At 29.7% G+C, this 12,846-nt stretch carries 11 protein-coding genes and 1 riboswitch; of the genes, 7 read left to right on the top strand and 4 right to left on the bottom strand.

Annotation, left to right across the window (positions count from 1 at the left end):
* Positions 1–210 precede the first annotated feature (210 nt).
* The gene (locus HW275_RS09955; RefSeq protein WP_178936369.1) at positions 211–1,518 is read right to left on the bottom strand and encodes a leucine-rich repeat domain-containing protein; all 1,308 of its coding nucleotides are present in this window, start codon (positions 1,516–1,518) and stop codon (positions 211–213) included.
* A gap of 229 nt (positions 1,519–1,747) precedes the next feature.
* A riboswitch (FMN riboswitch) is annotated at positions 1,748–1,886 on the top strand.
* Positions 1,887–2,078: 192 nt separating this feature from the next.
* On the opposite strand from HW275_RS09955, the gene ribE reads away from it, so the two are divergent.
* From ribE to HW275_RS09935, 4 genes are all read left to right on the top strand, one after another.
* Complete coding sequence (ribE, locus tag HW275_RS09950; RefSeq protein ID WP_178936368.1) at positions 2,079–2,543, top strand: 6,7-dimethyl-8-ribityllumazine synthase; 465 nt, start codon at positions 2,079–2,081, stop codon at positions 2,541–2,543.
* 94 nt (positions 2,544–2,637) lie between these two features.
* Positions 2,638–3,753 (top strand): bifunctional diaminohydroxyphosphoribosylaminopyrimidine deaminase/5-amino-6-(5-phosphoribosylamino)uracil reductase RibD, encoded by a 1,116-nt coding sequence (gene ribD, locus HW275_RS09945; protein ID WP_178936367.1) that lies wholly within the window; start codon positions 2,638–2,640, stop codon positions 3,751–3,753.
* A 94-nt stretch (positions 3,754–3,847) separates the two neighbouring features.
* Entirely contained in the window at positions 3,848–4,525 is a 678-nt protein-coding gene (locus HW275_RS09940) for a riboflavin synthase (protein WP_178936366.1), read from the top strand.
* A gap of 33 nt (positions 4,526–4,558) precedes the next feature.
* Entirely contained in the window at positions 4,559–5,779 is a 1,221-nt protein-coding gene (locus HW275_RS09935; RefSeq protein ID WP_178936365.1) for a bifunctional 3,4-dihydroxy-2-butanone-4-phosphate synthase/GTP cyclohydrolase II, read from the top strand.
* 232 nt (positions 5,780–6,011) lie between these two features.
* Here HW275_RS09935 and HW275_RS09930 read toward each other — a convergent pair whose 3' ends face one another.
* The gene (locus HW275_RS09930; RefSeq protein WP_178936364.1) at positions 6,012–6,440 is read right to left on the bottom strand and encodes a hypothetical protein; all 429 of its coding nucleotides are present in this window, start codon (positions 6,438–6,440) and stop codon (positions 6,012–6,014) included.
* Between the two features lie 116 nt (positions 6,441–6,556).
* Positions 6,557–7,876, bottom strand: coding sequence for a hypothetical protein (locus tag HW275_RS09925; RefSeq protein WP_178936363.1), 1,320 nt, complete (start codon positions 7,874–7,876; stop codon positions 6,557–6,559).
* Between the two features lie 189 nt (positions 7,877–8,065).
* On the opposite strand from HW275_RS09925, the gene HW275_RS09920 reads away from it, so the two are divergent.
* The 3 genes from HW275_RS09920 (at position 8,066) to HW275_RS09910 (ending at position 11,800) form a co-directional block, all read left to right on the top strand.
* The gene (locus tag HW275_RS09920; RefSeq protein WP_178936362.1) at positions 8,066–9,778 is read left to right on the top strand and encodes a proline--tRNA ligase; all 1,713 of its coding nucleotides are present in this window, start codon (positions 8,066–8,068) and stop codon (positions 9,776–9,778) included.
* Between the two features lie 134 nt (positions 9,779–9,912).
* Complete coding sequence (locus HW275_RS09915) at positions 9,913–10,539, top strand: HAD family phosphatase (protein WP_178936361.1); 627 nt, start codon at positions 9,913–9,915, stop codon at positions 10,537–10,539.
* A gap of 172 nt (positions 10,540–10,711) precedes the next feature.
* Complete coding sequence (locus HW275_RS09910) at positions 10,712–11,800, top strand: glycerol dehydrogenase (RefSeq protein ID WP_178936360.1); 1,089 nt, start codon at positions 10,712–10,714, stop codon at positions 11,798–11,800.
* A gap of 153 nt (positions 11,801–11,953) precedes the next feature.
* Here the strand turns inward: HW275_RS09910 and HW275_RS09905 are convergent, their stop codons facing one another.
* Positions 11,954–12,745, bottom strand: coding sequence for a viral A-type inclusion protein (locus HW275_RS09905; RefSeq protein WP_178936359.1), 792 nt, complete (start codon positions 12,743–12,745; stop codon positions 11,954–11,956).
* Positions 12,746–12,846 lie beyond the last annotated feature (101 nt).

Genomic DNA, 12,846 nt, shown 5'->3' with positions numbered 1-12,846 from the left:
TTTAAAACTTTCACAAAACTAATTTTATTAATTTTAAAAAAGCTATCACATCCTTTCTTTTATACTAAATACTAAATCTCATTAAAAAATAGAAATTATATTAATGATAAAAAGTTTTAAACTAATAATATATAATTTAAAATTTATAAAATATCTACTATTTAAACGGAGAATAGTATAAAATTCTTATTTATAATTACTTTTTATAAACTATTTTAACTGACTCTTATGTATATAACCTTTCATATAATATCCCCCATCTTTATTATAAAAATACACATATTTCCAACCTTCTTCATTTGAAATTTCCTCAACTGCAACATTATTCGCTAATTTATGAATTATGGAACTGTCTGAACCATGGTTTTTTCTTACATTAATAACATTTTCCTTTGAAGCTGTTATAAAAATTTTACCTGTTCTCTTAGATGATATTAGTCCAAAATCCCTAAATTCTTCACGCCACATCTGTTCACTTTTCATATCCGTTATTGCATAATTTGTCCCTCCACTTGCTGCAACTATTGATAAAAACAGATTGTTTCCATCGATACTTTCCAATTGTGAATTTAAATTTACTATATCTTTTACAATCACTTTTCCATTTTTCGTAAAAATAGTTTCACTATTTGATTGTCCCGCATAGGCAAAAGGATAAGTAAGAGTGTATATTGAGTAAACATTATTTGTAAAAAAAGCTGCTCCCTCCACTTTATCATCTGCTTCTTCAGAATTTTTATTATATTCATCAACTATCTTGTAAACTTCTTTTGGAAGTTTATCCAGTGCAATTTCCTTTGTAGAAAGTTCTTTTATAATCTTTACTGTTTCAAAACCTTTTATTTTACTTTCAAATTCTGAAAAATTAGGATATTTTACTTCATTTTCCCTTTTTGCAGTAAGTTCCGGGTATCTTTGCTCAATAAATATTTTTTCAGGAATCATGAAATTACGATAATTTTCATATACATAATCTACTATTTCTTTTGGAACTTCACGTAATTCCAGCCTTTTTAAGTTTTTCAATCCAGAAATTTCCTCAACTCCATTTTTTAACGGATTAAAACTTACATCCAGATGTTCCAACTTTGTTAATTTTCCAATTCCTCTAATATCACTTATTTTATTGTTATGTATCCATAGTTCCTTTAAATTTGGCAAATTTAATAATGGTTTTACATTTTCTATTTGATTAAAATTTATTTTTAAAACTTCCAACTTTTTCATATTTTCCAGTGGTTTTATATCCTTGATTTTATTCCAGCGTAAATCTAGAGCTTTTACATTTTTATAATTTGCAATACAGGTTATCTCCTCCAATCCCTTATTTTTTAGTTCTATTTTTTCAGCATTAACGTTATATTTTCTAAGTTCAGTACAGCTTTTTCCTTGTTTGGGAATTGTATGAATTTGTGCCATTTGTTCTTCTGTTTTTTTATTTTCTTTCAATTCTTCACTTTTACTGTTACTGCAAGCCATAAATACCATAAAAATTAATACTCCTATTGTTTTTCTCATTTTACCTCCTATTATATCGTTATTTTTAATTAATAAATAATTTAGCGTATATAAATCTTTTTTATTAGTTTTTATATTTATTAATTTAATATTAATTTTATATAATAATACCTTATGTTTTAAATTTTGTCAATAAAAAAAACTGATTTTTCTAAAAAAATTTCATATAATTTTTAAAAAGTACTTGTAATTATAATAAAAAAGTGATATTATTAATTTAGAAATAAATTTAAAGCTTCAGGGCAGGGCGAAATTCCCGACCGGTGGTAAAAGTCCACGAGTTGTTTTTCTTTTAAATGAAATGAAAACGACATGAACTGGTGTGATTCCAGTACCGATAGTTACAGTCTAGATGGTAGAAGTGAAATGATTAATTTTTAATCCGAATTTGTTAAGTAATTTTGTGATATATAATCTGAGTTATCTAAATAAAATTCAGAATTACAATAATTACAAATTAAAATTACCTACCTTTATATTGTAAAAGCCTTGAATCCAGTATTCTTGGCTTTTTTGCTTTAAATGAAAATAAAAATTAAATAATGAGAGGATGATTTGAAATGAGAACTTTTGAAGGAAAATTCGATGGGAAAGATATAAAAATAGCAATCGTAGCTGGAAGATTTAATGAGTTTATTACTTCCAAATTAGTTGGCGGAGCTTTGGATGTGCTGAAAAGAAATGATGTTTCCGAAGAAAATATCGACATCGCCTGGGTTCCAGGAGCTTTTGAAATACCATTGATTACAAAAAAATTAGCAAATACGCAAAAATATGATGCAATAATTGCTCTTGGCGCTGTAATAAAAGGTTCCACTCCACATTTTGACTACGTCTGTGCAGAAGTTTCAAAAGGGGTTGCTCAAATTTCATTACAAAGCGAGCTGCCTGTAATTTTTGGAGTTTTAACTACAAACAACATCGAAGAAGCCATTGAAAGAGCAGGAACAAAGGCTGGAAATAAAGGGGCAGATGCGGCATTTTCTGCAATTGAAATGATTAATTTAATAAAAGAAATTGGATAAAAAAATATTTTTGTAAAATTTTCAAAAAATATTAATAAAGATGAAATCATAAAATTAATTGACAGCAGTTATGAATTAATAAAGGAAAAATAAAATGAATGAAAATATTGACGAAAAATATATGAAAATGGCAATTGAACTGGCAAAAAAAGGGGCTGGGGCAGTTAATCCCAATCCAATGGTTGGAGCTGTTGTCGTTCAAGATGGAAAAGTTATTGGAACTGGCTATCACAAGTATTTTGGAGGGCCTCACGCCGAAGTTTACGCTTTGGACGAAGCTTCAAAAAATTCAGAAGATTTGTCAAATGCAACAATTTATGTTACATTGGAACCTTGCTCACATTATGGAAAAACACCACCTTGTGCAGAAAAAATTGTAAAAATGGGATTAAAGCGATGTGTCATCGGTTCCTCTGATCCGAATCCAAAAGTAGCTGGAAAAGGAGTACAAATATTGAAAAATGCTGGAATTAAAGTTGCTGAAAATGTTTTAAAAACCGAATGTGATGCAATAAATCAAGTGTTTTTCAAATATATAATTACAAAATTGCCATATTTATTCTTAAAATGTGCGATTACACTGGATGGAAAAATTGCTACAAAAACAGGAAATTCCAAATGGATTACAAACGAAGCGTCACGTGAAAAAGTTCAATTTTACCGAAATAAATTTATGGGAATAATGGTTGGAATAAATACTGTCCTAGCCGACAATCCAAGCCTTACCGCAAGAATCAAGGATGATATAAATCCATACAGAATCATTATTGATCCGCATTTAAAAACTGAAAAAAATAATAATGTTATTAAGGAAAATATTGATGAAAAGACGATAATTATTACGTCCCACAACAATGAAAATTCTGAAAAGCAGTTAGATTTTTTTGAAAATAACAAAGTTAAATTTATATTTTTGAATGGTACAAAATTTAGATTTGAAGAAATTCTGGAAAAAATCGGAAAATTAGGAATTGACTCAGTTTTATTGGAAGGTGGACAATCTCTTATTTCACAGGCTTTTGAAGAAGATGTTGTTGACGCTGGAGAAATTTTTATTGCTAATAAAATTTTGGGCGATAATGACGGAAAATCTTTTATTGCTGGATTTGATAAGGAAAATATGAATGAAGCCATCATCTTGAAAAACGTAAAATATAATGTTTATGGTGAAAATGTTGGAATGGAATTTTTACAAAAAAGTTATAATTAGTAGATTGGCTATAGATACAGACTAACCTTCTGCTATCATTTTAAATTGGAAGTACTATAATTTAGAATAAAAAATTGAAAATCAGGAGAAAATTATGTTTACTGGTTTAATTGAAGAAACTGGAAAAATTATTGATATTGCGAAAAAAACTGCAAGTATCGAAATTACAATAAGGGGGAAAAAAGTCACTGAAAAAGCACAGATTGGGGATAGTATCGCTGTAAATGGCGTGTGCCTGACTGTTACAAAACTAAATGGAAATGACTTTACTGCCGATGTAATGTTTGAAACCATTGAAAGAAGCGGCTTGAAGCGTGCTAAAGCTGGAGACATTGTCAATCTTGAAAAGTCACTTACACTTACGACTTTTTTAGGCGGACACCTTGTAATGGGGGATGTTGACTGTGAGGCTAAAATTGTATCAATTACAGATAAGGGGATTGCAAAAGTGTACGAATTCCAGCTGGATAAAAATTATAAAAATAATATGAAATACATCGTTGAAAAAGGGCGTATAACGATTGACGGAGCGAGCCTTACAGTAATTGATGTAAATGATAATGCTGGAATTTTCTCGGTTTCGCTTATTCCACACACGATTGAAAATATTACCGTTGGAATGAAAAAAACCGGGGATTTTGTAAATATTGAAACAGATTTATTTGGAAAATATGTTGAAAAAATATTAAAGTTTGACAATTTTGAAAATACAGAAAATAAAGGTAAAAAATCTAATTTAACAATGGAATTTTTACAAAAACATGGATTTTAATTAAAAGTATAAAACAGAAAGAAGTGATTTTAAATGTCAGAAAAAAAGATGAATTTTGACAGCATTGAAGCTGCCATTGAAGATTTGAAAAATGGTATTCCAGTAGTGGTTGTCGATGATGAGGACAGAGAAAATGAAGGGGATTTTATAATTCCAGCTGATGCAGTAACTTATGAAACTTTAAATTTTATAATTAATGAGGCACGTGGACTCATGTGTGTCCCAATGTCCAAAAAACGTGCAGAAGAACTGGAACTAAACCCAATGGTTCAGCACAATACTGATTATTACGGGACTGCTTTTACAGTGTCAGTTGACTCGCTGGAAGGTACAACTACCGGAATTTCCGCTGGCGACAGACTAAAAACAATAAAAGACTTGGCAGATCCTGCAAAAACCGCAAAAGACTTTAGAAAACCAGGTCATATATTCCCATTAATCGCACGTGAAGATGGCGTTCTTGAAAGAAAGGGACATACTGAAGCCGCTGTTGACTTATCTAGGCTTGCAGGATTTTCCGAAGTGGCTGTCATTATGGAAATTTTAAAGGAAAACGGAAAAATGGCTCGCCGAAATGACTTGTTTGAATTTTGCCAAAAGCATAATTTAAAATTAATTACAATTGATGATTTAATTGTTTATATAAAAAAAAACGAAAAATTAGTCAAAAATGAGGCGATTGTTGATATTCCAACACAGTTTGGAAAATTCACTTTTTCAGGTTACAGTGATAAAATTGAGCATAAGGAATATATCACTGTTATGAAAGGAGAAATTAGAAATAAAGAAAATATCACAGTCAGACTTCACTCTGAATGCCTAACAGGCGATGTTTTTGGCTCAAAACGGTGTGATTGTCAAGAACAGCTTCATAGAGCCTTATATGAATTGGAAGAAAGTGGAGAAGGGCTTTTAATTTATCTACGTCAGGAAGGACGTGGAATTGGTATTTTGAACAAATTAAAGGCATATAAGCTTCAGGATGAAGGCTACGATACTGTGGAAGCAAATCATAAATTGGGATTTTCCGATGATTTAAGGGATTACGCTGTGGCAGCACAAATTATAAAAGATTTAGGAATAAAATCTGTTATTTTAAAAACTAATAATCCAAAGAAAATTGAAGGACTTGAAAAATACGGAATTAAAATTGCTGGACGTACAGAAATTGAGATCGCTGCTAATGATGTGGATAAAGATTATTTGAAGGTAAAGAAGGAAAAAATGGGGCATTTATTAAAACAGGAACTTTAATTTCAAGTATTTTTAAATAATAGAGACACAAATTTAACAGACTTATGTCAATTTTTCTAATCAGTTTGCCTGTTATAGCTATTTTGGAAAGATATGGGCTATTTATTCTGTTTAGTCCATATTTTTTATGCTTTTTAAAAATGTTGAATAAAATTAAAAACCTGCCTTAATAAAATAATTTAAAACAGGTTTCTAACTTTTAATTTATTTTTAAATAATTAAAATCACTTTTCTAATCTTCTATAATTTTATGAGTTTCAAAAATTCTGTCCATTTCCTTTTTAAACGTTGGAGAACCTACCAAGTCAAAGTCTTTTTGTGAAGGCTTTTTACATACTGCCGCATAGTAAAATTCATGTATTTTATCTGTTCCGCCATTAATATCCCTAAGTCCAGTTTCTCCCAGCATTTTGTTAAAATCTTTTATTCCCTGCTGAACTTCAGCAAGAGTGTGAGTCATCTTTTTGCCATCTTTTATATAGCTTTCCTCCATAATCATAGAACCAATAACAAGGCACACCGCAACATCCTGTCCATCCTTATTATAAAATTTAACCCATTCATCTTCATTCATAAACAGCACACCTCTATTATCCTTATAAGGTTCTGCTATTCCTAACATTGTAAAAGTTAGTAATCCTAGCATAATAAGTTTTTTCATACGCATCGCTCCTTTGTTATTAATTTTAAATATATTTAACTTTTATTTCTAAGATAATTATACCACATGTTATACAAAATTCAAAATATTTAAACTTCTATTTTTTTAATAATTTTTTATTCCCAGTAAGAATTAATCAATTCCAAAACAGGATCATCCCTATCTTCATTATAAACTATGTAATCAATAAATATCTGCTCTACTTCGGAATTATTCTTCATTTGAAATAAAATATTATAAATCATTAATTTTAAATCTTTATCAATTTTATGATTTAATGAATTTTTAGCATATTTTATAACAATTTTCTGTAATTTTTCCAGACTTTCTGTATACATCAAAATATAAATAATTTTTTTCATCATTTCCTGACTATTTTCATCAAAAATATTCACATATTTTTTTATTAATTCATCTGTTATTTTAAATTTAAAATTAATTGAAGCATTTACAATATTTGCATATTTTTCAAGAGATGGAAAATTTTTTACAGAATCCAAATATTTGTTTTCCCATTTACGTTTATTCACTTGTCCATTTTCCAATTTTATTTCATTTAATTTTTCTATCTCCATTTCATCTTTTTTAAATGGCAGGTACTTTTTAGGAACATTTTTAAGTATTGATTTTTCAAAAATTGAAAAGAAATATAATTTACTTGTCCATTTTCCTTTTTCATAACTGCTAAAATAACCTGCTTTTTTTATTAAAATACATTTTAATGGTTTTCCGAGCAATGCGGCGGCACAGGCTTTATGATGTCCATCAATTATAAAATTTATAAATTGTCCAAAATTATAAACAATTGCTCTAGGCTCATTATTGTCATTCATTTTTTTAAATTTTTCAATATAATAGTCAATTCTTTTGGGATTATAAACGTCTGTTGTCTGTGTGGGATACAAATATGCTGGTTGTCCTGCTATATACGTAAAATCATCATCCATTAAACGTTTTTCAGCTGTTGCAGGATTTAAAACCATATTATTTGGGACATTCCAGAAAAAATTTCCATTTCCATCGGTCGGATAACATTCGGCATCTGCAATCATATAAAATCCATTACCTAAGAGCTTTAGCAAAGGAGTCATTGTCTTTATGGAATTTTCTAATGAAATAAAATCTGAATTTATTTTTCCCTGTATTTCTAAAATTTCTTTACAGTTTGCATTTTCTATTCCATATCCCGTTGCAAGCAGTGATTCTATTGTAGGAATGTACTCTTTATTCATTTGAATTAAAGGAACATTATTTAACCTTATTTGAGAAAGATACCCATTTTTTAAATTTTTGACTTCCTTGCGAACTTCCCTAAGTTTCCCTGCACCATTTATATAAACCACTCTTGAATCTTTAATATTAATCATTTCCGATGTGTCAACTTCCACATCTACCAACTCAACTGACAATTCTTTCTCATTTTTTCCAAAAAACATAGTTGATCTCCTTTTTTATTTCATTCTTGCTTTATTATAACTTAAAATCATTCTACAGTAAACTCATTTTAAATTAAAAATTTACTTTTTCATAACATTATTTTTCAAAAAACTATTGCTAAAAATTCAAAAAAAATATACAATATAAGCATTACAGTACAATATAAATTAAATATAGAAGGAGAAAATATGAGATTATCAAAAGCGTTTTTAAAAACATACAAGGAAGCACCAAAGGAAGCTCAAATTGTGAGTCATCAGCTTATGCTTAGGGCATTTATGATTAAACAGCTTACGAGGGGCGTTTATACTTATTTGCCATTGGGGTATAGGGTTCTTAAGAAGATAGAAAATATTACGAGGGAAGAAATGGATAGGGCAGGGGCTCAGGAACTGCTTATGCCTGTACTGCAGCCGGCTTCACTTTGGGAAGAATCTGGACGTTGGTTTGCATATGGACCTGAACTTATGAGATTGAAGGATAGAAATGAACGGGAATTTTCGCTTGGACCTACTCACGAGGAAGTTATTACAGATATTGTGAGAGATTCGATTTCATCATACAAGGAACTGCCTTTTAACGTTTATCAGATTCAGACAAAATTTAGGGATGAAATGCGTCCAAGATTTGGTCTTATGCGTGGAAGGGAATTTGTGATGAAGGATGGCTACAGCTTCCACTTGACACAGGAGTCGCTTGATAAAGAATATTTGAATATGAAAGACACTTATTCGAGAATTTTTGAAAGAATGGGACTTGGTTACAGAGCGGTTGAGGCTGATACAGGTTCTATCGGAGGAGATGCTTCACATGAATTTATGGTGCTTGCAGAAAGTGGAGAAGATGACATTTTATACAGCGACTCTTCAAACTATGCGGCAAATGTTGAAAAAGCAACAAGCATTATTGAATTAAAAGAAAGTAATGAAGAAAAACTTCCAAAAGAATTAGTCGAAACTCCAAATGCAAAAACAATTGAAGATTTGGCTAATTTCTTGAATATCCCTAAAGAAAAAACTGTAAAGGCGGTAATGCTAAAGGAAATTCTTGAAGATGGGGAAAAATTTGTGCTAGCTTTAATAAGAGGAGATTTAGACGTAAATCCTATAAAATTGAAAAATGCAGTTGGAGCTTCTACAGAGCTTGAAATGATGAGCGAGGAAGAATGTGAAAAATTTGGACTGGTTGCTGGATATGCAGGTTCCTATGAGAAAAAGGAAGGCTTATACGTTGTAATTGATGAAACTGTAAAATATGTGAAAAATTTTGTTTTAGGTGCCAATAAAGCAGATTATCACTATATAAATGTCAATCTTGAAGACTTGGCATACGACTTAGTTGCAGATATCAGAACTGCCAGAGCTGGAGATCTTTCCCCTGATGGAAAAGGTGTCCTAAAAATTGCACGTGGAATAGAAGTTGGGCATATTTTTAAGCTTGGAGAAAAATATTCAAAAGCTCTAAACGCTACTGTTCTTGACGAAAATGGAAAACAGGCAGTTATGAAAATGGGATGCTACGGAATGGGAATGTCCAGAATCATTTCAGCTGCAATCGAACAAAACCACGATGAATACGGCATAATCTGGCCAAAAGCAATAGCTCCTTACCACGTTGATATAATAATTGCCAATATGAAAGATGAAACACAGGTAAATATAGGCGAAACATTGTATAATGAGTTAAATCAAAATAAAATTGAGACAGTATTAGACGATAGAAATGAAAGAGCAGGATTCAAATTTAAAGATGCTGACTTAATTGGTTTTCCACTAAAAATAGTCGTTGGAAAAGGCGCAGTTGATGGAATTGTGGAAATAAAGGATAGAAAAACTGGAGAAAGTTCAGAAGTTAAAATTGAAAATGTGTTGGAATTTGTAAATGAGTTTTTGAAAAAATAACTTTTATCAAAAATTTTATTCCAGCTTTATCTGCAATGTATTCTATATCTTTAATATCAATTATTTTTGTAAATGTCGATTATCAAAAACAGAAAGAAAATATAAAATAAAAAATAGTTAGAGGTGCAAACAAAATGGAAAATATAAATTCTAAAAAAATAAAAAACATAGTATTTGATTTAGGAAATGTTTTAATAAAATTTGATAAGGATACATATTTAGAAGAAAAATTGCCGAAAGAAAAAAGAGAGGCATTTCATCAAAATATAATTAATACAAAAGAATGGCAAATGCTTGACAGGGGAACTTTGACTTATTCTGAAGCTAAAAAAATTTTTAAGGAAAGAACTCCATATTTAGCTGCTGAAATTGATAATTTTTTTGATAAGGACTTTTTTAAATTGTTAAAGCCTATAAAAGAAAATATTGAACTTCTTTACAAATTAAGAGATCATTATGAATACAAATTATATGTGCTTTCAAATTTTCACAAGGATTCATTTGAATATGTCTTTAAGCATAATGATTTTTTTAAACTGTTTGAAGGCTGCCTAGTTTCGTGCTATTTCAAACTGTTAAAACCAGAAGAAAAAATTTACGACACGCTTCTTTATGAATTTGGCTTAGTTCCAGAAGAAACATTATTTATTGACGATATTAAGCAAAATATTGAAGCTGCTGAGAAAAAACATATCAAAGGGCTTTATTTGCCAGATTACACTAAACTAAAACAGGAACTAGAAAAGATTTTAGAAATTTAATAAAATTTAAAAGTCAGCAAATTGTCTTAAAACACTAAATTTCAGTAATTTTCTGATTTTTATGGCAAAATTACTATTGACTTTATTAAAAAATATGTTATAACAATATTAACGTAATAACAAAAAATTATGGATTTTAAAAACAAATAAATTTTATAGGAGATGATTTTTTATGGCAAAAATTATTAATTCACCATCAAAATATATTCAAGGAAGAAATGAAATTGCCAATTTGGCATCTTATTACAAATTACGTGGCAACAGCGGAGCCTATCTGTTAGTAGACAAATTTATTTTTGATAATTTTAAGGACAAAATTGTTGAAAGTTTTGAAAAGGAAGGCGTAAACTACCATGTTGAAGTTTTTGGTGGAGAATGCTCTAAAAATGAAATTAACCGAAATATTGATATTTTAAAAGAAAAAAAATGTGATGCAGTATTTGGAATCGGTGGAGGAAAAACTCTTGATGCAGCAAAAGCAGTGTCTTATTACGAAAACATTCCTGTATTCATCGTTCCAACAATTGCTTCAACAGATGCTCCATGCAGCGCTTTGTCAGTAATTTACACTCCAAACGGAGAATTTGAAGAATATCTGTTCTTAAAGGCAAACCCTGATATGGTAATAATGGATACAGACATAATCGTAAATGCGCCTGCCAGACTTCTTGTTGCTGGAATCGGAGATGCTCTTGCCACTTACTATGAAGCCAAAGCCTGCGTTGATTCAAATGCTGTTTCAATCGCTGGAGGAAGCATTACGAAGGCAGCCATTGCAATCGCAGAATTGTGCAAGGATACATTATTTGAAGACGGACTAAAAGCCAAAATTTCAGTGGAAAACAAAGTAGTTACAAAAGCTTTGGAAAATATAATTGAAGCAAATACTTATTTAAGTGGTATTGGATTTGAAAGTGGAGGACTTGCAGCAGCTCACGCTATTCACAACGGACTTACAATTTTAGAAGAAGGGCATCATATGTATCACGGTGAAAAAGTGGCATTCGGAACAATTACACAATTAGTTCTGGAAAACAGATGTCTATGTGAAATTAAAAAAGTTGTAGAGTTCTGCAAGAGCATGGGACTTCCAACAACATTGAATGAATTGGGAATGGGAAGCGTTTCTAAAGAAAGACTGTATGAAGTGGCAAAAGCAAGTACAGCCGAAGGTGAAACAATCCATAATATGCCATTCAAAGTTACTGCTGATGACGTTTTTGCAGCAATATTAGTAGCAGATGAACTTGGAAAAAATTAATTTAAAATTTTCAAATAATTTGGGGTACTACATTGTACTCCTTATTTTTTATGTATAAAAAAAGATAAATTTACTTTCCTTATAAAAAATAAAAAACTTGGATTTCATAAATTCACTACTTTCCAAGTTTTCATATAATCACTTAATTAACACTTATTCAGCTTCAGTATATTCTTTTGCAACTTCTTCAATTTTATATTCTTCTGAAATTTTGTTTATTAAATTATTTCTTTCTTCAATTGCTCTGTTATTTAACAATGCGTTGGCAATTTGTTGATATGCACTGTTTGGAGTTACATTTCCTAATTTTGCTTTTTCATTTTCATAAATTTCAGCAATTTCTTCTTGAGTAACTTTTACATTTTTTCTTACTTGCAAGTCTAAATAATAGTTCATGTATACGTTATCTTTAATAATTTCAATATCGTTTTTATTATTTTCTTCAAAGTTTTCTTCTGCCATTTTTTTAGCAATTATTTTACCAACAATTAAAGTTTTTAATACTTCAGAATTTCCTTTAGAGAACAATACTTCCTTTTTAGAAATTTCTACCTTATCTTCCATTCCTTCAACTAATTTGTTTAATTCTTCAGCTTCAAGTGTAGCAAGCTGCTGATTTAACAAATCTCTTTGAATAATTTCCCTTGCTTCTGAAAATGGAATATTTTGTGCATCAAAGTTTGCTTTGTTGTCAGTGTATAATTTTGTAACATCATTTTCATTTACAGAAATTTTATCTTCAATTGCTTTTGCAATAAAGAATTTATTTTTTTCATTTTTAAAGAAGTATTCAAACTCTTCTTTTTCTTCATCATTAAATTTGTATTTCTTAGCTGTTTCTAAAATTGCTTTATTAATTAAAAGTCCTTTTATTTCTTCAGCGTTTAAACCTCTTGCTTTTTCTTCTTCAGTCAAAGCTAATTTAGTTTCATTTTTTTTAGCCATTTTTTCTCCTTATTTTTTATAATTCCTATTTATTTTTTTAACCTTTACTATTTTACACTATTTTTAAAAAAAATTCAAGGAATTTTCTCATTTTTCTTATT

Origin of the sequence: Leptotrichia sp. oral taxon 223 (assembly GCF_013394795.1) — a bacterium.
Taxonomy (GTDB): Bacteria; Fusobacteriota; Fusobacteriia; order Fusobacteriales; family Leptotrichiaceae; genus Leptotrichia.
Note: the sequence above shows the minus strand (reverse complement) of the source record. Positions and strands in the feature narration are given on the sequence as shown.